The organism is Vibrio sp. JCM 18905 (genome assembly GCF_055393305.1).
In genome coordinates this window covers 1,620,405-1,641,698 of sequence record NZ_AP043879.1, presented here as the reverse complement: position 1 = coordinate 1,641,698, position 21,294 = coordinate 1,620,405, and the positions used below count along the sequence as shown (strand labels likewise).

20 protein-coding genes are annotated in these 21,294 nt (G+C 43.3%); 7 read left to right on the top strand and 13 right to left on the bottom strand.

The annotated features are described in order from the left end of the window. Window positions 1-59 precede the first annotated feature (59 nt). A complete protein-coding gene (yccX, locus tag ACZ5ZC_RS15710; RefSeq protein ID WP_054867047.1) occupies window positions 60-332 on the top strand; it encodes an acylphosphatase in 273 nt (90 codons plus the stop codon). Between the two features lie 3 nt (window positions 333-335). Here the strand turns inward: yccX and ACZ5ZC_RS15705 are convergent, their stop codons facing one another. After that, the gene (locus ACZ5ZC_RS15705; RefSeq protein ID WP_005377396.1) at window positions 336-665 is read right to left on the bottom strand and encodes a TusE/DsrC/DsvC family sulfur relay protein; all 330 of its coding nucleotides are present in this window, start codon (window positions 663-665) and stop codon (window positions 336-338) included. Between the two features lie 408 nt (window positions 666-1,073). Between ACZ5ZC_RS15705 and ACZ5ZC_RS15700 the strand changes: the two genes are divergently transcribed. After that, entirely contained in the window at window positions 1,074-1,448 is a 375-nt protein-coding gene (locus ACZ5ZC_RS15700) for a chromosome partitioning protein ParB (protein ID WP_054867049.1), read from the top strand. Between the two features lie 77 nt (window positions 1,449-1,525). Here the strand turns inward: ACZ5ZC_RS15700 and ACZ5ZC_RS15695 are convergent, their stop codons facing one another. The 4 genes from ACZ5ZC_RS15695 to ACZ5ZC_RS15680 all read right to left on the bottom strand — a co-directional run bounded on the left by ACZ5ZC_RS15695 (window position 1,526) and on the right by ACZ5ZC_RS15680 (window position 5,516). After that, window positions 1,526-2,188: a Bax inhibitor-1/YccA family protein gene (locus tag ACZ5ZC_RS15695; protein ID WP_005396571.1), complete on the bottom strand. Its 663-nt coding sequence runs from the start codon at window positions 2,186-2,188 to the stop codon at window positions 1,526-1,528. Window positions 2,189-2,438: 250 nt separating this feature from the next. Further along, window positions 2,439-3,188, bottom strand: a complete 750-nt coding sequence (locus tag ACZ5ZC_RS15690; protein ID WP_005377400.1) for an amino acid ABC transporter ATP-binding protein — start codon at window positions 3,186-3,188, stop codon at window positions 2,439-2,441. 23 nt (window positions 3,189-3,211) lie between these two features. Next, window positions 3,212-4,309: an amino acid ABC transporter permease gene (locus ACZ5ZC_RS15685; protein WP_012841798.1), complete on the bottom strand. Its 1,098-nt coding sequence runs from the start codon at window positions 4,307-4,309 to the stop codon at window positions 3,212-3,214. Between the two features lies 1 nt (window position 4,310). Continuing rightward, complete coding sequence (locus ACZ5ZC_RS15680; protein WP_006743259.1) at window positions 4,311-5,516, bottom strand: amino acid ABC transporter permease; 1,206 nt, start codon at window positions 5,514-5,516, stop codon at window positions 4,311-4,313. 71 nt (window positions 5,517-5,587) lie between these two features. Here ACZ5ZC_RS15680 and ACZ5ZC_RS15675 point away from each other — a divergent pair, with 71 nt between their 5' ends. Continuing rightward, entirely contained in the window at window positions 5,588-5,728 is a 141-nt protein-coding gene (locus ACZ5ZC_RS15675) for a hypothetical protein (RefSeq protein ID WP_464932086.1), read from the top strand. A 6-nt stretch (window positions 5,729-5,734) separates the two neighbouring features. Here ACZ5ZC_RS15675 and ACZ5ZC_RS15670 read toward each other — a convergent pair whose 3' ends face one another. After that, window positions 5,735-6,763 carry an amino acid ABC transporter substrate-binding protein gene (locus ACZ5ZC_RS15670; protein WP_005396567.1) on the bottom strand — a complete coding sequence of 343 codons (1,029 nt, stop codon included), beginning with the start codon at window positions 6,761-6,763 and terminating at the stop codon, window positions 5,735-5,737. Between the two features lie 460 nt (window positions 6,764-7,223). Between ACZ5ZC_RS15670 and ACZ5ZC_RS15665 the strand changes: the two genes are divergently transcribed. Next, window positions 7,224-8,144: a precorrin-2 dehydrogenase/sirohydrochlorin ferrochelatase family protein gene (locus tag ACZ5ZC_RS15665; protein WP_464932085.1), complete on the top strand. Its 921-nt coding sequence runs from the start codon at window positions 7,224-7,226 to the stop codon at window positions 8,142-8,144. A gap of 103 nt (window positions 8,145-8,247) precedes the next feature. Here the strand turns inward: ACZ5ZC_RS15665 and ACZ5ZC_RS15660 are convergent, their stop codons facing one another. Further along, a complete protein-coding gene (locus ACZ5ZC_RS15660) occupies window positions 8,248-8,730 on the bottom strand; it encodes a YajQ family cyclic di-GMP-binding protein (RefSeq protein ID WP_005377415.1) in 483 nt (160 codons plus the stop codon). Between the two features lie 21 nt (window positions 8,731-8,751). Next, entirely contained in the window at window positions 8,752-9,810 is a 1,059-nt protein-coding gene (locus ACZ5ZC_RS15655; RefSeq protein WP_006743262.1) for a 3-deoxy-7-phosphoheptulonate synthase, read from the bottom strand. A gap of 376 nt (window positions 9,811-10,186) precedes the next feature. Between ACZ5ZC_RS15655 and ACZ5ZC_RS15650 the strand changes: the two genes are divergently transcribed. Continuing rightward, window positions 10,187-10,684 carry a PaaI family thioesterase gene (locus tag ACZ5ZC_RS15650; RefSeq protein WP_395200452.1) on the top strand — a complete coding sequence of 166 codons (498 nt, stop codon included), beginning with the start codon at window positions 10,187-10,189 and terminating at the stop codon, window positions 10,682-10,684. A 28-nt stretch (window positions 10,685-10,712) separates the two neighbouring features. Here ACZ5ZC_RS15650 and ACZ5ZC_RS15645 read toward each other — a convergent pair whose 3' ends face one another. Next, complete coding sequence (locus tag ACZ5ZC_RS15645; RefSeq protein ID WP_006743263.1) at window positions 10,713-12,065, bottom strand: hypothetical protein; 1,353 nt, start codon at window positions 12,063-12,065, stop codon at window positions 10,713-10,715. A 192-nt stretch (window positions 12,066-12,257) separates the two neighbouring features. On the opposite strand from ACZ5ZC_RS15645, the gene ACZ5ZC_RS15640 reads away from it, so the two are divergent. Further along, complete coding sequence (locus ACZ5ZC_RS15640) at window positions 12,258-13,091, top strand: CvfB family protein (RefSeq protein ID WP_005396561.1); 834 nt, start codon at window positions 12,258-12,260, stop codon at window positions 13,089-13,091. 283 nt (window positions 13,092-13,374) lie between these two features. Here ACZ5ZC_RS15640 and rsmF read toward each other — a convergent pair whose 3' ends face one another. The 4 genes from rsmF to ACZ5ZC_RS15620 form a co-directional block, all read right to left on the bottom strand. Further along, complete coding sequence (gene rsmF / locus ACZ5ZC_RS15635; protein WP_053807443.1) at window positions 13,375-14,811, bottom strand: 16S rRNA (cytosine(1407)-C(5))-methyltransferase RsmF; 1,437 nt, start codon at window positions 14,809-14,811, stop codon at window positions 13,375-13,377. 150 nt (window positions 14,812-14,961) lie between these two features. Continuing rightward, entirely contained in the window at window positions 14,962-17,610 is a 2,649-nt protein-coding gene (locus ACZ5ZC_RS15630) for a PqiB family protein (RefSeq protein ID WP_464932084.1), read from the bottom strand. Further along, complete coding sequence (locus ACZ5ZC_RS15625; RefSeq protein WP_006743266.1) at window positions 17,603-18,853, bottom strand: paraquat-inducible protein A; 1,251 nt, start codon at window positions 18,851-18,853, stop codon at window positions 17,603-17,605. Before ACZ5ZC_RS15625 ends, ACZ5ZC_RS15630 begins: the two co-directional genes overlap by 8 nt. Before the next feature lie 24 nt (window positions 18,854-18,877). Then, window positions 18,878-20,674 carry an ABC transporter ATP-binding protein gene (locus ACZ5ZC_RS15620; RefSeq protein ID WP_006743267.1) on the bottom strand — a complete coding sequence of 599 codons (1,797 nt, stop codon included), beginning with the start codon at window positions 20,672-20,674 and terminating at the stop codon, window positions 18,878-18,880. Window positions 20,675-20,766: 92 nt separating this feature from the next. Between ACZ5ZC_RS15620 and ACZ5ZC_RS15615 the strand changes: the two genes are divergently transcribed. Further along, window positions 20,767-21,240, top strand: coding sequence for a GAF domain-containing protein (locus ACZ5ZC_RS15615; RefSeq protein ID WP_046876215.1), 474 nt, complete (start codon window positions 20,767-20,769; stop codon window positions 21,238-21,240). The last annotated feature ends 54 nt before the right edge of the window (window positions 21,241-21,294 follow it).

The following is a 21,294-nucleotide window of genomic DNA, read 5'->3' as shown; positions in this document are numbered from 1 at the left end:
CTTAGTGGGGTGAATAGACGAAAAGAATATATCACTCAGTAAAAAGAAGCGGTACAAAGATGAACGTAAAGTGTGAGAGATTTATAGTAAAAGGTCACGTTCAAGGCGTCGGCTTTCGTTACCATACTTCCCATCAAGGATTGAAACTGGGTTTGACGGGTTACGCGAAGAACCTAAACGATGGTGATGTTGAAGTTATGGCGTGTGGAACAGATGCACAAATAGGTGCGTTTTCCGAGTGGTTGAAAGAAGGCCCGCGAACGGCAACAGTAGAGAGTGTGATACAGGAGTCTGCGTCATATAAGCCGTTGCGCGGTTTTAAGATTTTGTAAATTCTACAAGCATTTAGCTGGCTTTGGTAGGCCGGCTAATTTAGTCGCTTGTTTGGCTGGCCCCTTTTTAAACAGCTTGAATAGATACTTACTGTTACCTTTTTCTGGGCCGTGCGCTTTTTCCATTGCTTTGACAAGCATACGCACAGCAGGGGAAGTATTAAACTCTTCATAAAAATCTCGCACAAAGTGCACAACTTCCAAATGAGCATCCGTAAGCTCGATGTCTTCTTCTTTTGCTAAAAGCTCAATCATACCTTCTTCCCATTGAGTATGATCCAGTAAGTAGCCTTGAGCATCAGTTTCAATTTCTTTGCCGTTGTAAACGAACATAACGTTTTATCCGTTAAGTGAACATGGATGTTTATAGATTAGCGACAGGTGAGGATGTTCTCAACAAAAGAATCTCGAAGTAGTGCCGAGCGAAGCAAAAGCGTACAAAATGGTGAGTGCTTTTTGACTGAGCCAGGTGCTTTGATATAAATGCTCTTTTATTCAAATAAATAGGAAACTATTCAGTTTGTTAGAAATTTTTCGGGGTGAGTACCAATAAAATTGCATGGATATCCAGGCTTATTCATTTTTGTTTTGGTTTTTTCTTGGCTACTTGTCTGAATATGGAATTTTATCGGTGAATGAATAGCTTACGACGTTGTGTTTGCTCTTATAGACCGATATTCTCTTGGTTGATAAGCAACCTACATTCTGGTTGTAAACAATAACGATGACAAGGAGTTAGTCATGTCGAAACAACGTTACATTGAAATAAATGACAACGTAAAATCCATTTGGTCTATTGAGCGTATTTGGGAGCTCGCGGAGTCCCTACCTGTAGAAGAAATTGCTATTGATGATATCAAAGGCCCTAATGAAGTGACCTGGTTTAGTGATGATGGACCACAGCCAACCTGTCGTGAGATCGCGAAGCATTGCCAACGCATCAACAATGCCGATTTGTCGTATCCCGTAATTTTAACCAATGATTACCGCGTTTTTGATGGTATGCATCGAATCGCCAAGCAAATTATATTGGGTGAAGATACGATTAAAGTGAGACGTTTTAGAGAAAACCCTGAGGCTGATGAAGTTATCGAGTTAGCAGTCGAACAGGCGTAATGTACTTAATCACTGACAAAGAAAAAGCCCGAAGGAAAATACCTTCGGGCTTTTTAAATTCATCTTGTGTTGAACGATTAATCGTCGTTCATAATACCTAGAATGCTTAGTAGGCTGATGAAGATGTTGTAGATTGATACATACAAAGTCACTGTCGCAGAGATGTAGTTTGTCTCACCGCCACGAATAATGCTTTGTGTTGTCATCAGGATCGCCATCGTAGAGAAAATGATAAACAAGCTACTCAACGCCAAGTGTAAAATGGTTGATTGAATAAAGAAACTTGCAATCATACCCACAACAAGCACAACAAACAGCGATAGCATCAAGCCGCCCATCATAGATAGGTCACGTTTTGTTGTTAGTGCATAAGCTGATGCCGCCATGAAAGATAGCGCCGTACCACCTAGAGCGGTTAATACGATATCGCCCATCCCAGCACCGATGTACATGTTTAAGATTGGACCAATCGTGTAGCCTAAGAAACCAGTGAATAAGAACGTAAACACAAGGCCAAGGCTGTTGTTACGGTTTTTCTCTGTTAAGAATAACAGGCCGTAGAAACCAACCAACATTAGGATGATTCCTGGATGTGGCAGGTTAAATGCCATTGCTACGCCAGCAACGACTGCCGACCATAAAAGCGTCATTGAAAGTAGTGCGTAAGTATTACGCAATACTTTGTTTGTTTGTAGAGCACTTTCTTGTGTTGAAGTGCGGGTAAACATTGGACTGTTCATAATCTTCCTCGATAAGAGACTTTCTTTTAAGTACATTTATGGGATTGAAAGTTCAAAAAATCAAGCCCTAACCATGCGTAACTTAGATAAAATAATAATAGAAATAAGATGTTATGTATTTGACAACTTGTAACACAATATTACTGCAGAGCAAAGTCATAGCAATTGTCACACAGAATTTTGAATTTAGTAACAAAAAGCACTGACTTCATTGAAATCAGTGCTTTTATTATGCCAATTGCAAAATATCTTAGTGATGTAAGATTTGTGCTAGGAAGTTTTGAGTTCGATCTGATTGAGGGTTTTCAAAGAAATCAACAGGGTTGTTCTCTTCGATGATCTCTCCTGCGTCCATAAATATCACACGATCGGCAACCTCTTTCGCAAACCCCATTTCATGTGTTACACAGAGCATGGTCATGCCTTCCTCGGCGAGCTCGACCATTACATCCAACACTTCGCGAACCATCTCCGGATCAAGCGCTGATGTTGGTTCATCAAAAAGCATAACTTTAGGGTTCATACACAATGAACGGGCAATCGCCACGCGTTGTTGCTGACCACCAGACAACTGGCCAGGATATTTCTCTGCTTGGTCCGGAATTTTAACGCGTTCCAGATATTTCATCGCGACCGCTTCTGCCTCGTCTTTTGGCATCTTTTTCACCCAAATAGGCGCAAGCGTGCAGTTCTCTAGCACGGTTAGATGAGGGAAGAGGTTAAAGTGCTGAAAGCACATGCCCACTTCACGGCGTACAGCTTCAATATTTTTTAAATCTTCAGTTAACTCCGTACCGGAAACATAGATGCTACCAGCTTGGTGCTCTTCGAGGCGGTTAATACAGCGAATCATCGTTGATTTTCCTGACCCTGATGGGCCACAGATTACGATTTTTTCCCCACGCTTAACATCGAGGTTAATATTCTTTAGTACGTGAAACTCACCATACCATTTATTCATGTCCTTCAATTGGATCATATAGTCTTGTTGTTGCGTCATAATACGTCCTTGAGCTTGATGAGTTATCGTTTGTGACCGGTATGAAGTTTGTTTTCAAGCCATATCGAATAACGCGACATGCCAAAACAAAATACCCAAAACACTAACGCGACAAATACATAACTTTCAGTAGCAAAGCCTAGCCAGTCAGGGTCGGTGTTTGCTGCTTGTCCTATACCTAGTACGTCAAACATACCAATGATAAGAACCAAACTGGTGTCTTTAAACAATCCGATAAACGTGTTCACGATAGAAGGGATCGTAATCTTCAGCGCTTGCGGCAAGATAATAAGCCCTGTTTTTTTCCAGTAACTTAACCCAAGTGCGTCGGCAGCCTCATATTGGCCTTTTGGAATCGCTTGCAAGCCGCCCCGTACCACTTCTGCCATATAAGCCGAGGCAAACATCACCACACCAATAAGAGCGCGAATAAGTTTGTCTGTCTCGGACCCTTCGGACATAAACAAAGGCAGCATAACGGAAGCCATGAACAGAACGGTAATCAGTGGCACACCACGCCAAACTTCAATATAGACGGTACAAATACTGCGAATGATGGGCATCTCTGAACGTCTACCGAGCGCGAGTACCACACCAATCGGTAATGAAACGACAATACCGACTAGCGCAATGATGAGCGTAACGAGTAATCCGCCCCACTTGTGTGTATCGACCACTTCTAGCCCAAATATCCCACCATATAACAGCCCAGCGATAATGAATGGGTAGATGTTTACGAAGAAAAGCCAAATCCAAATCCGTTTCGGTGTCTTTTCATACGCTAGCAACACAGTAAATATAGCCAATGTGATATAGAAAAGGCGAGGGCGCCACAGTTCAGACTCAGGATAGAAACCGTACATGAACTGCTCCCAGCGCACGCTGATAAATACCCAGCAAGCACCTTCTCGGCTGCAATCGTCACGCGTCGAACCAATCCAGTCCGCGTTGATAAACGCCCAATCAACGATATGCCAAATTGCACTAAAGACAAGATAAGCAAGAATTACGGTAACAATGGAATTGACAGGTCCATTAAATAGGTTTTTCCGCATCCAACCAACAAAGCCGACGGTATTGGCTGGTGGTGGGAGATCCGGTTGAAATTGATGAGTACTCATATTATCTCTCCACCAGTGCGACTTTACGGTTATACAAGTTCATTAATGCAGACGTAATCAGACTTAAGGTTAAGTACACGCCCATCGTCATCGCAATGATCTCAATCGCTTGCCCCGTTTGGTTCAGGGTAGTACCAGCAAAGACAGAGACAAGATCTGGGTAACCAATCGCCATCGCTAACGATGAGTTTTTGGTGAGGTTGAGATATTGACTGGTTAAAGGTGGAATAATAATTCGTAACGCTTGCGGAATGACAACAAGCTTTAAAGTTTTCGCGCGTGGTAAGCCCAGCGACATCGCCGCTTCCGTTTGACCATGGCTAACCGCATTAATACCAGAACGTACAATTTCGGCAATGAAGGAGGCGGTATAAACACTCAATGCCAAAAGTAGTGCAGCAAGTTCAGGAATAATGCTAATACCACCTTGGAAGTTAAACCCTTTCAGTTCAGGATAATTTAGTGAAATTGGCATACCAGCAAGGAAGTAGACAATCAGCGGAAGGCCAACGACTAAGCCTAAAGCTATTCTTCCCATTGGCGTTTGTTGCCCAGTTAGGCGTTGCTTGTTATTCGCCCATACATTAATCAGCAAGCTGGCGATTACCCCGAAGATTAATGCAGCAATAACAAAGCCACTGCCTGGCTCCATTTCTGGTGCTGGAAAATATAAACCACGAACATTCAAGAAGATGGCTTCGCCAAGGCTCAAGCTTTGACGAGGTGAGGGTAATGCTTGAAGAACAGCGAAATACCAGAAAAATATTTGTAGAAGAAGTGGGATATTTCGGAACGTTTCGATATAAACAGCAGCCAAGCGACTCACTAACCAGTTAGAAGAAAGGCGAGCGACCCCCATTGTAAAACCAATCACGGTAGCCAAAATAATACCTAATACGGAGACCAGCGCCGTATTTAGAAGGCCAATAATAAACGTTCTGCCGTAAGAGTACGTTTCATCGTATTCAATTAGCGTCAGCCCGATACCAAACCCGGCTTCTTGATTTAAAAAACCGAAACCCGTAGCGATCCCACGAGCATCTAAGTTATTCAGTGCGTTGTTAATAATCGTGTAAAAGAAAAATACCAGTGCAGCTATGGCAATGATCTGGAAAATAGCAGAACGAAAGGCGGGATTATAAATCAAGCTCTTGCTTCCGCTCGGTTTGGACATCGTACTTGGCGATGCATCTTTTGTCGGTTTCATACAGCGATAACCTCAAACCTTAGTTATAGATATCTGCCTGTATAAATAGTCACGTCCTTGCTGGTCGAAGCATGTTTTCACCAGAGCTACACGGCGATATTCGAGTTGAAATAGCCTATCTAAGCGAATACTTCTTGCCATTCAATGAGCGGTCCTTACTCATACAGATGGATAAAATCAAGAAAAAGGGCGGCATGAACCGCCCTGATTAACTCGTTCTATCGGATTGGTGGCGCGTACATAAAGCCGCCTGCATTCCATAGCGCATTAACGCCACGAGAAATTTCTAACGGCGAACCAGTACCGACTGTGCGTTCGAAGCTTTCACCATAGTTACCGACTTGCTTGATAACTTGGTAGCCCCAATCATCACGAATACCCAAACCTTTGCCTTTCGGACCGTCAACACCAAGAATACGTTTGATGTTTGGATCTTTCGATTTCAGCATTTCATCCGCATTTTTCGAACTAATACCATACTCTTCGGCGTTAATCATTGCTGATAATGTCCACTTCGCAATATTGAACCATTGGTCATCACCTTGACGAACGACGGGACCTAGTGGTTCTTTAGAAATGATTTCCGGAAGAACGGCTGCAGAAGAGGGATCTTTCAGGTTCAGGCGCAATGCATAAAGACCAGATTGGTCAGTCGTTAACACATCACAACGTCCTGCATCGAAACCTTTTGACGTTTGGGCTGCCGTATCAAATACGACCGGCTTGTATGACATACCGCTGTTACGGAAGTAGTCAGCAAGGTTCAGCTCAGTTGTTGTACCGGACTGTACGCAAACTGATGCACCATCAAGCTCTTTTGCGCTTGAGATGCCAAGATCTTTCTTCACCATGAAGCCTTGACCATCGTAGTAGTTTACCCCTACGAAGTTGAGGCCAAGTGCAGTATCACGATGCAGTGTCCAGGTGGTGTTACGAGAAAGCACATCAATCTCACCTGATTGAAGCGCAGTGAAACGTTCTTTCGCGGTTAGGGGTACATATTTAACTTTCGTTTTATCCCCAAGAACGGCTGCAGCCAGTGCTTGGCAATATTCTACGTCGATACCTTCCCATTCACCTTTTGAGTTAGGGTTAGAGAAACCAGGTAGACCGGTACTTACGCCACAAGTAAGAAAACCTTGTTTTGTGACTTTGTCCAGAGTAGTGTCTGCTGCTTGAGCTGATGTTGCCATCATCGCAGTAGAAGCCGCTACGACGGAAGCAAGAACTGTGAGTTTATTTGCCATTTGTATCCTTCCTGTATGATCCATGTTTAATCAGGAGTGACCTGAAATAACGTGTCCAATTCGTTAGAGTTATCGTCCTACGTGATTGATTTTCGAAGAAACGGTATTCGATAGATCAACCAGTTATAAGCGTAGGAAAGGATCTGTTAATTCTCAAATATATAATTTAAATGAAGTTTTGAGAGAACTTACAAAGCGCCTTGAGATTTAGAATGACGAAATGTTAATTGTTTGTAAATAGTGCAAATCATGGACAATTTGGTGCATCAGAACAATCAATAGAAGAGTGAACAATACAAGAGAATAAAAAGTTGTTATTAAAACTGTCATTAGCTGAGCTTGGTGAAGTTCAGTAAAAATTCGAACAAAAATTATTTGTGATACCGAAACAGGGTGATGAGCTTGCCCCATTTTTGGTAGCATGGTCTGCAACAGCTAATTAGAGTAATCATGGATTGAAATGCGATATTTTCCTCTGTTCTTAGATTTAATCAATAAACCCGTTCTTGTCGTAGGCGGCGGTGAAGTGGCAAGCAGAAAGGTGGAAGCTTTGCTAAAGGCAGGGGCGGATGTCACTATCGTTTCTCCAACGTTGGTCGATTTTCTCTCTAAGCTTGCTGCAGAGCATCAAGTGCGTTGGATACAACGTTTCTATTCAAGTGACATTGTCACTAAAGACTTTGTTCAAGTGTGGGCCACGACAGATAATCCTGAGCTAAATCACCAAGTGTATAAAGATGCGAAAGAATTAGGCATCCTAGTGAACGTTGTGGATGATAAGCCTTATTGTGACTTCATTACGCCCTCTATGATCAATCGTGGCCGCATACAAATTGCTATTTCTAGTGGCGGCGCCTCCCCAGTTTTAATTCGAAACATCCGTGAAAAGCTTGAATCGATACTGCCACAAAACATGGGGTTGATGGCGGACTTTGCTAACTCAAAGCGTAATTCGATTAAAGAAGCACTACCTAGCGTCGATTTACGTCGTAAGTTTTGGGAGCAATTCTTCTCGAATCCTGAGGTTGAAAACGCGCGAGATAATAGAGAGTTAGAAACGATTTACCAAGCGACCATGGCAACACCTTTGGATGAAAAAGGAAGTTGTACTTGGATACAGGTAGGGAAAGACGTTGAGATGTTGCCAATTAAGGCCGTGCGCTACATGCAACAAGCCGAGCTAGCACTTTACTCAACTCGATGCGAAGCGAACGTGTTAGAGCTAATACGAAGAGATGCAGAGCGAGAAGCTTTCTCCAGCGCAGCTGAACTCTCTGATATGTTGACCAAGGCTAAATCTGAAAAGCTTCGAGTTTGCGTGTTTATCCCTAAAGGGACGAGCGAGTTCTTATTGCTGCAAGGGCAGGACTTGGTGATATAACCACGTTAAAAAGTGGGCACTTGGCTTGCTCGATTAAAAGGCCAACAAAAACGCCAGCGAACTATGCGCTGGCGTTTTTAAACTAAGTTACTTCTCAGACAGATTAATCACGGAAGTTGTTAAACTGGAATGGTATGCCCATCTCTGCTTCACGAATCGCTGCCATTGTCGCTTGCAGGTCATCACGTTTCTTACCAGTAACACGTACCTTGTCGCCTTGAATAGAGGCTTGTACTTTTAACTTTGCGTCTTTGATAAGTTTCACTACTTTTTTGGCTGTTGGTGTATCGATACCTTGGCGGAAAAGCAGAGTTTGGTGCCAGTTCTTACCAGTTACATCTGGGTCCTGTGCATCCATTGCGTTTGCATCAATATTACGCTTTGCCAAGTGGCCACGTAAAATATCGCGCATTTGCTTAAGTTGGAAGTCACCTTCCGCAGACATTTTTACGTTTTCTTCTACTAGCTCAAAGCTCGCATTAACGTTGCGGAAATCGAAACGAGTAGACAATTCACGGTTAGCATTATCAACGGCGTTACGTAGTTCAACCGTATCGATTTCAGAAACAATATCAAACGATGGCATGAAGATTCCTTGATTATTTTGTTATAGGGACTTTCGGGATTTAACGGCGTTTGCCAGCATATCTAGCATTGTAGCAGTATCTTCCCAGCCTAGGCATGGGTCTGTAATAGATTGACCATACGTTAGGTTGTTGATGTCAGTCATTGGCTGATTGCCTTCAAGAATAAAGCTTTCAGCCATGATACCCGCAATACGAGTACTGCCTGACTTAATTTGGTTACAAATGTCTTGAGCAACGTCGATTTGTTTTCTGTGCTGCTTCTGACAGTTTGCGTGGCTGAAATCCACAACCAAACGTTGTGGCAAGCCAAACTCGGCTAGAGCATCACACGCTTGTTTTACTGACGCTTCATCAAAGTTAGGGCCTTTCTCTCCGCCGCGTAAAATAATATGACCATATGGGTTACCACTTGTACGATAAACCGTCATGCGGCCATTCTTATCTGGAGAGTAGAAGTAATGCGAGGCTTTCGATGCGCGAATTGCATCAATTGCAATTTTTACGTTGCCATTTGTGCCATTTTTGAAACCAACTGGGCAAGACAGCGCCGATGCCATTTCACGGTGAATTTGCGATTCTGTTGTACGAGCACCGATCGCGCCCCACGTGATCAAATCCGCTATGTATTGACCAGTAATCATATCAAGAAACTCAGTAGCAGTCGCAAGACCAAGCTTGTTGATATCCAGTAGTAGTTTACGTGCTTTATGGAGACCAGCTTCAAGCGCGTAAGAGCCATCTAGGTTAGGGTCAGTAATTAAACCTTTCCAACCAACTACTGTACGAGGCTTTTCAAAGTAAGTACGCATCACGATAAACAATTCGTCTTTGTACTTGTCTTGGATTTCACTCAGGCGAGTGGCGTAATCAATGGCAGCTTCAGTGTCGTGAACAGAACACGGACCTACAATCGCAAGAAGGCGATCGTCTTCACCCGATAAAATGTTTTCAATCTGACGACGAGATTGAGCGATACGGTCTGCAACGTCATCCGTAATAGGATGTACACTACCTAGCTCTGCTGGGGTAGGCATTGGACCCAAAGGTTGGGTTCTCAATTCATCTGTTTTTATAGGCATGTTATAGCTTTATTCTCTATTGCGAAGGGGTAAAGATAACGGAATTACAGGCAGGAATAAACCGTTTCACGGGAATCTTCGCCAGGAAATACCGAATTGTATACAAAGGTGTAGGTATTCATTTAAATGACTTATGTATAAATGACAAAACTTGATCATTAAATCAATATATATATACATTTGAATTTATAACCATTTCATCTAACTCACCGTTAGGCAATAAAGGTAACTGCGGCAAACCTCATGTTTATCTGTGTGACAATGTCACTAAATTAGTGGCTGAATAACTCGTGAGATCGAGCTTTTGTTAACATTTCTTTGACATCTATTTCTTTCGTTGATTAACTGGTCTGACTAGATTGGTAAGGAGACCAAAATGTTATCAGCTGTACGTCGTGCAAATTTGTACCTAAATCTATTTGGCTTTTCTAAAGTGCCTCTGATTTGGCTTTGTCACCCTAAGATCATTGCGATAGATAGCGAGCACGTTGAGGTTCGAATCCCTTTGCGAAGAAGAACAAAGAACCATTTGAATAGCATGTATTTCGGCGCTTTAGCTGTTGGGGCGGATGTAGCTGGTGGTTTTCTTGCTATGAGCAAGGCGCAAGAAAAAGGAGAAGCGATCTCTTTAGCATTTAAAGGCGTCAAAGCCGAGTTTTTAAAACGTCCGGAAGCGGATGTACACTTTGTGTGTAACGATGGTCATGTCATTGATGAGATGCTCGATCATACGTTGGCAACGGGTGAACGAGTGAATTGCGATGTAAAAATCGTCGCGTTGTGCCCTAGCTTACATGGTGACGAACCTATGGCTGAATTCTCGTTGACTCTTTCGATAAAAAAAGCAGCCCAACAAAGAAAAGAGGCTGCTTAGTGGTTTGCTGTTTTTAAAGAATATCGCTTTAATTGAGTTCAATCTGCTCAATCGAGACGATTTTGGAGCGGTTTAAGACCACTTTCCAACGATAATAAACAGGCTCATCGGTGTGGTTGTCCTCTTTGACAATCACATTGAGCAAATGACGTTTCTCTACCGACTCTTTGGTCACTTGCCCTTCATTTAAACGGTAAACTCGGTTTGAGCTTTTATCCATCAAGCGGATGATAGGGCGCAAACTGATGTTCAGTGTTTCTCTTGTTTGCTCATAACCACTCAAGAATAGAGAGGTCGCCATTTCGGTTTTCTCGTGATAATGAAGTATCTGCTCTTCGCGCTGCACGACGCGCTTCTTACGTATTCTTTGAATCTTATCTGGCAAGCTACTTAACGTACGATAATCGAGCCACTCTAATTTTCTGCCGACCACTTTTTTCGTTGTTGGATCAACATACTTCTTGCGCCACTTTGGCTTGCCTTTACGGATCCATCGCCACATCGCATCGCGCAAATCATCTTTAAAGATTTCTCGTAGAGCATAAATAAATGACATCGCGATAATGAAGGACGCGGAAATTTCCCCAAGATAATCGCGAGCGAGAATCACGGTTGAGGTCACGACAACCATCACCAAGCCAGTAGCAATACCTTTGATAGCACGCTTGATGTTGTTACCCATTGATATGGTTTCTTCACGAAGCACGATAGGGTGTTCAATCAAGCGTCTTAGCAAGCGCATTTTGTTAGATAGACGAGTAACGTCTTCAACGACTCTTGGAGAGTTGTACTTGTTGAGTTTTCGATGGGCTTGCTCTTTTTCACAGAGCGTGATCAAGCGTTTCTTAATCGTGCCATAATCGCCTTCACGTGGGAGATGAGCCACTAGAGATAAAAACTTTTGCTCGGTATACCAAGACAGATAGTTATCGATGTTAACGTAGTACCGTTTTAAGTTCTCTTCATAAGGAATAGAACGTCGCAAGCGCTTTAAGATCTCAAGCGTGAGCTCGATAACTTCGTCAACTTCATCTTCCGTTACGGAGTTGTTCTGATGCTTGTTTAAACTTGCCACCGCTTTGTCTAGCGCGATAACGTATTGGTAAGCGAACAAGCTCAAACTTACTCTGTATTGCTGATTCGACAGGCGTCCACGCTTGGCAAGTCGACTGTGTACTAGCGGTAGAAGGATTTCAGTACTGTAATAAGAGCGTTGCTGTGTGATTGAAGTGTAATAAAATTCGGATTCACTGATGATATCGGCGTTTAAACCAAGCTCACCAGGTATAAAAAAGTAAATATCTAGGTCGACACTTTTGCTCTTTGCGAGTGCATGACTGATTTTTAATGTTATTGAGTCTTGTTTATCGACGGTGACCAAAGAAAGCTCCTGACTTTGTTAAAGCATTCTTAACTTATGCGTACTGTTGAGCAGGTAAGCATAAAAGTGCTAAAAGAGTGACTGGGGCATATAGCTGAACGACAACAGCATAACAGAGCACTATGCTTTTCTCTCTGATTTTCTTGTTAGTTTAGGTATAATTCCACGTAAATTTAAAAAGAGACAAAATCAATGATTAAAATTGGTCAAATTAACAGCTTAGAAGTCATTAAAAAGGCTGATTTTGGCGTATTTCTGGATGGTGATGATTACGGTTCTGTTCTACTGCCTAATAAGTATGTACCAGAGGGTACTGAAATTGGTGATCATGTAGACGTATTTTTGTACTTCGATTCAGAAAGCCAGCTTGCTGCGACCATTGAAAGACCTATTGCCCAAGTGGGTGAATGGGGCTTAATGAAGATTGAGGGCGTCAACGCGACAGGTGCTTTTGTAAATTGGGGCATCAAAGAGAAGGATTTACTTATTCCTTTTAGTGAGCAACGCACTCGCTTCTCTGCGGGACAAACTATTCTTGTCTATGTTTATACTGACAAAGCGTCAGGCCGCATTGTTGGTACGACTAAGTTCAACAAATGGTTAGACAAAACTCCGGCGAATTATGAAGTTAACGAACAAGTTGATTTGATCATCGCAGAGCGCAGTCAACTTGGCTACAAAGCGATTGTTAACGGAAAGCATTGGGGCATGATTTTCCCATCAGATGTGTTTGGTAAGCTTTACATCGGTAAGAAACTGAAAGGCTTTATTAAGCAAATTCGTGAAGATGGCAAAATCGATCTCGCGCTACAAAAAGTCGGCGTGGCAAAAATGGACGATCTTTCTAGCAAGATTCTTGATCTGTTAGAGAAGAAAGGCGGCTTTTTACCTTTGAACGATAAGTCTTCTCCTGAAGCGATTTTTGACGCTTTCCGTACAAGTAAAGGTACTTACAAAAAGACCATTGGTGGATTGTACAAGCAGGGCAAGATTGTTATCGAGAAAGACGGCATTCGTCTGGCGTAGCCCAAACTCACGTATAGCGGATCGGCAGCCAAAAAAACGGCCCAAACTTTTCCTTTTTTTGGGCCTAGGGGAAACGGCTCCGCAGAGCCTGCGCTAAACTTTTTCCAACAATAATTTTGTTGGTGAACATAGAGAGAAATGCCATATCAAAGCATTACTTTGATACAACTAGTTTAGTACAGCGTATCCGGATCGCTAGCGAGCCCAGTTGCTTTCATACTTACGAATTAAAAAGCCATCGCAAATACGATGGCTTTTCATTTATTTATGATTTGCTACTTCTTTAAAATAAGTTCTTATCTCGTACTAATTCGCGAGGAAGACCATTCTTTATTCTGTTGCTTACCCATTTCCCAAGGCCAATGACTGCGCCTTGATAGGTGACAAGCACTTCGCCTTTACCTGTTTTCATTCCCTCAGGAATCGTTTGTGGGCGAACATCACGTCCCATGTACCATTCGCGCGCTTCTTCAATACTGAGTTCAATGGCGTTTGCCTCAGAGCCTGTCGCTAATGCCGTTGCCACCTGATGCTGCCAACGGTAGCCATTTTTATGGGCTTCCGCGATCTTGATACCCATACGGGAGAAGCGTAATTCGCCGATCATTGGCTCTAAAGAATTAGGGAACAACCAGACATCTTTATCGCGAAGCCATACAGAACTGTCATTCGGAAGTTCAATACCTAACGCACTTTGCAGCTGTTGGGCAATTTCAACCGATTCTTTTTTCGATGCTTTGGTAAACGGGAACTTGCCCATGCGCTTTTTGACCTTTGGTGGTTCAACAGCAGCCAGTTTACGAATTCTTGCAACAAAGAACCCTTCGCAGTCGTAGACCTGTGGAAAGATATGCAAAAAACCTTCTTCAGTTAGAGCAGCATTTGCGTTTTCAAACAAGGTCTCAAGGCTTTCAAACTCAACGGCATCACCAAAGGTTTCTTTCAAGTGATGACAAACTTGTTGGTTTTCTTCGGTACTGAGTGTGCACGTTGAGTAAACCATCACACCACCGGGCTTTAGTGCATGGAAGGCGCTTTCAATAAGATCTTTCTGTGTGTCAGCGATGTCGAGCACGGAAGCTTGCGTCCAGTTTTTCATTGCATCTTCGTCTTTGCGAACGGTGCCTTCGCCGGAGCAGGGCGCGTCGAGCAGAACCGCATCAAATTGTTCTGGTAGCCAACCGCCAAAAACGCGCCCATCGAAGTTACTTAGTGCGGAGTTACGTACACCACAACGTTCCACGTTGGCATGCAGCACTTTTACACGACTTGCGGCGTATTCATTGGCCACGAGAACGCCTTCATTGTTCATTAAAGCCGCGATTTGAGTGGTCTTTGATCCTGGTGCAGCTGCTGTATCTAACACGGCATCGTAAGATTCGTCATTCATAAACAGCGCAGATACTGGCATCATTGAACTGGCTTCTTGAATGTAGAATAAGCCTGACATGTGCTCTGCGGTGTTGCCTAATGGTACAACTGACTCGTCCGCTTCAATCCAAAAACCCGTGTCACACCAAGGCACAGGGGAAAGCTTCCAGCCTTTTGCGTCTGCACGTTCTAGAAACGCCTCAACGCTGATCTTCAACGTATTAACACGAATACTCTTGCGCAGTGGCTTTTGGCACGATGCGATAAAGTCTTCCATGTTGAGGTTAGCAGGAAGGATAGTTTGGATTTTTTCCAGAAACGCGTCTGGGATGTAAACATTAGGATGCAATGTGGAATCTCGTTTGCAGAATTTGTGGCAAATAATATACGAAAGCGAAGCAGAAACGAATAGTGACAAGGGCCGAGCAATAAAAAAGAGCAGCGATTGCTGCTCTTTTAAAGTGATCAAACTTCAATTGTATGTGAATTGAGCTTTATTCTACGGCTTAGGAATCGCAGTACGCCATTGAGTCCAACCTTCTTCAGCTTGTGGATACAAAAAGAAAGATTGCCCACTTTTTGCCGCTGGTGGAATAGTCGATTGCTCTGGCGTTGAAAACGCAATTCCTCCGCGAACTAAACTATCAAATGTGCCCGCTTTGATGTTCGCACCAGTAATTCCGATGGAGACATCTACTCCTGAAACATTCCAAAACACACTGTTTTGACGAACGAGGTAAGCATATTCAGGCTGTATCTTGATGGTCGTGACGACGCGATCTGCAAACTCTCCTAGGCTCACGTCGGTTACTTGGCCGACTTCCATCTGGCGGTAAAGAATAGGCGTTCCGACTTGTACTGAGCCTCGTTGTTCACTTTGTAAAGTAAACATTATGCCCCTAACACGTTCTGAACCGTTTTCCAACTGAAAATCAAATTTAGCTTTACCTTTACCTGGCTCAACACTGATGGATTTCGACACCAATGCGCCAAGGTTTTTCACGCCACCTAAGCCAATCTCTGGCTCAGTTAGCCAAAAATGTGAGCCTTCAACCGCAATGTTTTCTACGTATTCAGGTAGGATTCTTGCGGTAATTTCAACCATATTGCGACGAAAATTTGGTACAACCAGTGTGACTTCACCAACTTTGACGCCTTGATACTCTATCGGCATTCCTTTGGCAATTTCTTGTGAGCCGTCTGTTTCTAACGCAATAACGCGTCCAAATTTGCGTGCGGTTTTTTGATCTGTATATAACTTCCAGTTGTCTCCAATTTTGTTTTCAACGCCAGGAACAGAGTCAAAAGCGATGCCACCTTCGATTAACGATTTTAAAGGGTGAGCTTTCACACTCACACCGGCTAGCGATGCATCTATCTCTATCCCTGAACGGTTCCAAAAGACGGTTTGCGGTGTTACGAGGTAAGCAAAGCGGTTTTCGATGGTTGCTTTAATTAACACACCGCCATCAACCAATTGGAAATCGGAGACGTTACCAACAGGAAGATTACGATAGAGTAGAGGGCTGCCTTTGGAAATCGGCGGCAATTCAGAAGCAAACAGTGTGAGTGCTCTAGAGCCACTTTGGTTGTACTGTGCTAGTTCTGCCAATGATTCGTTTTGGAACAGTTGATACTCTTTTTGAATATCTTGCTTGCCTTCGCTTACAAAGCTAATGGACCCAGTTAACAACTGTTTTGCCGGAGGAACGGTAACGCTGAGGCCCGATTCCGTTAACTCTGCAGAGGCACTTCCGGTTACATAAAAACGGTTGTTTGATTTGATCAGATGTTTGTATTCATGATCAATCAATACGTCCATAAATACTTCATGTTGCGATTTTTTACCTTCTTCAACTAAGCCTACGTTGATAATTGAACCGACAACGATGCCTTTGTAAAGCACGTTGGCACCGCTATCTAGGCCAAACGAGTTGTCAGACACTAAACGAATAGCGATGGACTTTTCTTGCTGTTGGTTAAAAACGTTTTTACGAATGGCAGTAAAGCGGCGAGAGCGATCACCGGCACCTGGCACAATGGTTAAGAAGTTTCCTCTCACGAGATTGGCAATGTTTTCAACACCAGAGAGGGACACTTTTGCTTCTTCTAAGACGAATCGGGTACCTGTCGTCAGCATGTCACTGAAAGCAGGTTGAATTGCCGCTGACGCTAATATCACTTCTCGCCCTTCGGATAGGTTTAAGTCTGTAACTTGGCCAATCTCGATTCCGCGATACATAATGGGTGCGCCTTCGCCACTGATTTTACTGTCATCAGGGAGGACGATTTTAACAGCGATACCTCGACCTGCAGTTTTCAAATCTTTATACAGACGGAATTCAGTATTCTCTTCTACAGGCTCACCGTCATCCGGAGAATCGACGGCGATCGCGCCTCCGAGTAGAGCACTCATGCTTTCTAGCCTTACATCGACGCCTTCAAAACCGATGCTGGCACCGATTCCACTTACGTTCCAGAACCGACTGCGGTTGTTAATGATATGTCGGTATTGATCCTGAATGTTGGCTTGAATCGTGATAGATTTTGCGTCTTCATCCAGCTGGTAGCTGTAGACTTCACCGATTGGAATTTTCTTATAAACAATTTGAGATCCAATCGACACACCACCTAAATCGCGGCTTTTGAGTTTAATGTTCAAACCTTGTGAAACGCGCAAATCTGTTGGTGCAGAGTCTAACGCATGGAACGTTGTTTCAAACTCTTGACCATCTCCAGGTTGAATCGAAATGTAATTACCCGACACGAGCGCATCGAGCCCAGAAACTCCTGTTAGGCTTGCTGTTGGTTTTACCAGCCAAAAGCGAGTTTTATCGTTCAGCAATTTTGCCGCTTCAGGGTAGATATCGGCATCAACATAAATACTGCTGAGATCTTCAGTGAGGTTAATGTCTCTCACCATACCGACTTCTAGCCCTTGGTAACGGATAGTGGTTCGCCCGGCAACCAAGCCAGCAGCGTCAGAAAAATAGATTTGCACCCGTTGTCCTGCATCGTGTATCGACTTCACCACAAGCCAGCCAGCTAAGACCATGGTCAAAATTGGCAAAAGCCAAAGAGGAGATATGCCTTTGCTCCGCTTTACATCTGGTACGTATGACGTTTGAGAACTGTTCTGATCACTCATTCATTGACTCTTTTTCTGATTGTGTTGGGCCTGTTTGGTCCCAGATTAGCCTTGGATCAATACTTTCCGCTGCAAGCATGGTCAATACCACGACAACACCAAAGGCTACGGCGCCATAACCTGGTGTGAAATCAAGTATCTGACCACGATCGACTAAGGTCATCATGATAGAAATAACAAACAAGTCCATCACAGACCATTTACCGATCCATTTAACAACAAAGTAAACCATCATTCGTTGTCTCTTAAACACCGAACGTTTGAATTGAATGCAAAGCATGATGTAGGCAAGGCCTAGTATTTTTACAACTGGCACAACAATACTGGCCACAAAAATGATCACTGCGATGCCATACATACCGCTTTTTACCAACCCAGCTACGCCTGAGAAAATGGTATCTTCCAAACGTTTGCCATTGGTCAGCAAGATGGAAATAGGAATTAAGTTGGCTGGGAAAATCGCTATCGTTGCCGCAATGAGGTAAGCCCACGTCTTCTGAATGGAGTTGGGCTTGCGATGATATAACTCGTGGTGACAACGCCGACAATGGTCACCTTCAGGTTGAGACAAGTGGCACTCATGGCAATGCACGTCTTTGTGTTCAAAGGAGTAAAGACGTTCTGGTTTCCAGGCTTCCCAGTAACGACGCACACTGATTCGAGAAACTAACAAAACGGTAAATATCTGCAAAAGAACCAAACCAATTAACCCTGGGCCTACAAAAATGTCGGAATAATCTTGGAGTTTGAAGCAGGAAATGGCGATGCTAACTAAGAACACATCCAGCATTACCCAATGTTTCAAATGTTGAATTAGCCACAGTGAAACACGAAGCCCTCGAAACCACCGTTGATGCAGCGAGATATGCGCCGTAACCACTGAAACACAAACCGTCAGCGGCGCTAGAGAGCTACAAAATAGAATAAGCAGTGAAAGAAGAACAAAGCCTTCTTCCATCAATGTGATCATCCCTGAAGGTAGGGTTGCCGGAATCATCACACCAAAGAGTCGGATACTAATAAAGTTAAAAAAGTGTGATGGAATAAATAGCAGGATACAGGTTATCGCGACGGCTAAATTACCTGAGAGGCTAGGGCTACCGCCTCGATACAACTGTGTGCCACAACGAGGACAGTGTGCATTTTTTCCATTGGGTAAGTCGACGATATCGACAGGCAATTCGCAACCTTGGCACAAGCGCACATTATTTGGCTGCATGGCGTGCTTAGACAGAGAGGTCATAACGACCTCTCTAACTTGAACGATTTAAGCGTGGGACTGTATGCCCCCATATAAGGTTTGATATAAGCCTTCTTGCTCAACTAACTCACCATGAGTACCTGTTTGCGTCACTTTTCCATCTTCAAGCACGTAGATCAAATCGGCTTGTTTTACGGCTGATAGACGGTGCGCAACGATTAATGTTGTTCTGCCACGTAAGAATTCAGTCAATGCTTTGTGCAATGCCGCTTCAGTAGCGGTATCAAGCGCAGACGTGGCTTCGTCTAAAATAACAAATTGAGGATTACTCAGCACCATTCTTGCGATGGCAAGGCGTTGTCGTTGACCACCTGACAAACGAATGCCGTTACGGCCGACTTGAGTATCCAAACCGTGATTCAGTTGAGAAATAACATCTTGCAGCTGAGCTACTTCAAGAGCTCGCCAAAGTGACATTTCGTCAAAATTCCCACCGAGTGTTAGATTATGCCTCAAGGTGTCGTTAAATAGTATAGGTTGCTGTAATACCACGGCAATTTTGTCACGAATTACTTCAAAACCAATATCTTCTGTTAATTCATCATTAAAGCGAATGCTACCGGAGTTTTGACGATAAACCCCAATAAGTAGTTGTATTAAGGTCGACTTACCGCCTCCGCTCGCACCAACTAGCGCCACTTTCTTTCCTGCCGGTATATGTAAAGAAAGGTTATCTAGAACTTTGTTTTCATTATTATAAGAGAAGTCTACGTTTTCTACTTTAACATCGACTTCTCTGTCTTCTTTGAAAGGATTTACCTTAGGTACCGGTCTTTGTTCTTCTTCTAATACTAATAAGTCGTTGATGCGTTTTAACGCAGCTTTCGCGCTGTACCAAGAAAACTGAATGCCGAGCAGCTCTTGAACAGGAGACAACATAAACCATAGGTAACCAAAAACAGCAAAGATTTGACCAATAGTGAGGTCACTAAACATGACCATCAGCATGGCGACGGCTCTGAATAACTCAAAACCGATTAAGAAGAGTAGGAAAGAGACGCGACCTGCCGCCTCTGATTGCCACGCATACTTGTCTGCATCCACGCGAACTTGGTTCGCACTGTCTTTGAGTTGCTGGAGAAATTCTCGCTCTTTATTGGCTGCGCGCAGCTGGTAAATGCCATCTAATGTTTCAACTAAACGATTTTGGAAAATTTCAAAAGAATGATTTTCCTTCCGTTTCAGATGTTTAACCATACTTCCTAGTTTACGTGAGAAGTAAATGACAATAGGGTTAACTAGCAGAATAAATAGACCAAGTCGCCAGTCGAGCCAAAGCAGAACGATGGCAGTACCAATGACCGTTAAAAAACTGATAACGAATTTTGCTAACGTAGAACCAATAAATTTATCAATGGTCTCAATGTCAGTGATAAGGTGGGCGTTGATGCCTCCGCTGCCTTTGGTTTCGTATTGGCGGATGCTGATACGACCAAGCTTGTCGATCATTTTACTGCGCATCTCAAACGTGATCGTTTTAGAAACAAGTGTAAATTGTCGGCTTTGAAGGATATTTAACCCCTGACTTGCAGCTCGCATCAGGACGACCAAGAAAAGGGTGAAAAATATATAACCCGTCGGAGTGTGCCACGCTTCAGGGAGAATGGCATTCATAGCAGCTAAGCCTTTTGCTGGTTGGTCCAATAAAACCTCATCAACCATCAACGGCATGAGAAGGGGGATTGGAACACTAATCAAGGTTGCAAGCACCGCTATCAAGTTCGCTATGATCAGCTTGGACTTGTGCTTTTTTACTTGTGTTATCAACCAAGAACGGCTAATAGTGTCATTTTTCAGAAGCATTGTAATTGAGAATAAGTCCTATTATAAAGTAGGGCTGCATTTTAGCGCCATACAATGAGAATGGAAGCTTTTATAGTAAGTAGGAAGTTAATATGAACATAGAACAATACCATAGACTAACCAAACAAGCCGTTGCTCTAATTGAGTCTGAGCCAGACTTTATTGCTAACCTAGCAAACTTGAGCTCACTGCTTTTCATGGAATTGGACGATCTTAACTGGGCTGGCTTTTACCTAGCAAAAGGTGAAGAGCTCGTTCTTGGTCCGTTCCAAGGAAAACCAGCTTGTGTCCGCATTCCTATGGGTCGCGGTGTCTGTGGTACTGCTGCAAAAACTAACACCATACAAAGAGTATACGACGTTCATGAATTTGAGGGACATATAGCGTGCGATGCAGCGAGCAATTCAGAAATTGTGATTCCATTTTCTATTAATGGAAAGGTGGTTGGTGTCCTTGATATTGACAGCCCAAGTATTGGTCGATTCAATGAAACAGACGAAGAAGGTCTCACTCATTTCATGGCTGAAGTAGAAAAGCTGCTTAATTCACACGCGAACGACGCATAAATTAGCCTTCGAGTGTGGTTTTTCCTTGGCATGTCACTATAATACGAGAATATT

Bases quoted from the DNA above. Each gene is read 5' to 3' on its own strand.
- ACZ5ZC_RS15705 (WP_005377396.1), bottom strand. From the start codon at position 665: ATGTTCGTTTACAACGGCAAAGAAATTGAAACTGATGCTCAAGGCTAC.
- ACZ5ZC_RS15650 (WP_395200452.1), top strand. From the start codon at position 10,187: ATGTTATCAGCTGTACGTCGTGCAAATTTGTACCTAAATCTATTTGGC.
- ACZ5ZC_RS15655 (WP_006743262.1), bottom strand. From the start codon at position 9,810: ATGCCTATAAAAACAGATGAATTGAGAACCCAACCTTTGGGTCCAATG.
- ACZ5ZC_RS15665 (WP_464932085.1), top strand. From the start codon at position 7,224: ATGCGATATTTTCCTCTGTTCTTAGATTTAATCAATAAACCCGTTCTT.
- ACZ5ZC_RS15700 (WP_054867049.1), top strand. From the start codon at position 1,074: ATGTCGAAACAACGTTACATTGAAATAAATGACAACGTAAAATCCATT.
- ACZ5ZC_RS15615 (WP_046876215.1), top strand. From the start codon at position 20,767: ATGAACATAGAACAATACCATAGACTAACCAAACAAGCCGTTGCTCTA.
- ACZ5ZC_RS15675 (WP_464932086.1), top strand. From the start codon at position 5,588: ATGTTTTCACCAGAGCTACACGGCGATATTCGAGTTGAAATAGCCTAT.
- ACZ5ZC_RS15685 (WP_012841798.1), bottom strand. From the start codon at position 4,309: ATGAGTACTCATCAATTTCAACCGGATCTCCCACCACCAGCCAATACC.
- ACZ5ZC_RS15625 (WP_006743266.1), bottom strand. From the start codon at position 18,853: ATGACCTCTCTGTCTAAGCACGCCATGCAGCCAAATAATGTGCGCTTG.
- yccX (WP_054867047.1), top strand. From the start codon at position 60: ATGAACGTAAAGTGTGAGAGATTTATAGTAAAAGGTCACGTTCAAGGC.
- ACZ5ZC_RS15660 (WP_005377415.1), bottom strand. From the start codon at position 8,730: ATGCCATCGTTTGATATTGTTTCTGAAATCGATACGGTTGAACTACGT.
- ACZ5ZC_RS15620 (WP_006743267.1), bottom strand. From the start codon at position 20,674: ATGCTTCTGAAAAATGACACTATTAGCCGTTCTTGGTTGATAACACAA.
- ACZ5ZC_RS15695 (WP_005396571.1), bottom strand. From the start codon at position 2,188: ATGAACAGTCCAATGTTTACCCGCACTTCAACACAAGAAAGTGCTCTA.
- ACZ5ZC_RS15670 (WP_005396567.1), bottom strand. From the start codon at position 6,763: ATGGCAAATAAACTCACAGTTCTTGCTTCCGTCGTAGCGGCTTCTACT.
- ACZ5ZC_RS15680 (WP_006743259.1), bottom strand. From the start codon at position 5,516: ATGAAACCGACAAAAGATGCATCGCCAAGTACGATGTCCAAACCGAGC.
- ACZ5ZC_RS15630 (WP_464932084.1), bottom strand. From the start codon at position 17,610: ATGAGTGATCAGAACAGTTCTCAAACGTCATACGTACCAGATGTAAAG.
- ACZ5ZC_RS15640 (WP_005396561.1), top strand. From the start codon at position 12,258: ATGATTAAAATTGGTCAAATTAACAGCTTAGAAGTCATTAAAAAGGCT.
- ACZ5ZC_RS15690 (WP_005377400.1), bottom strand. From the start codon at position 3,188: ATGACGCAACAACAAGACTATATGATCCAATTGAAGGACATGAATAAA.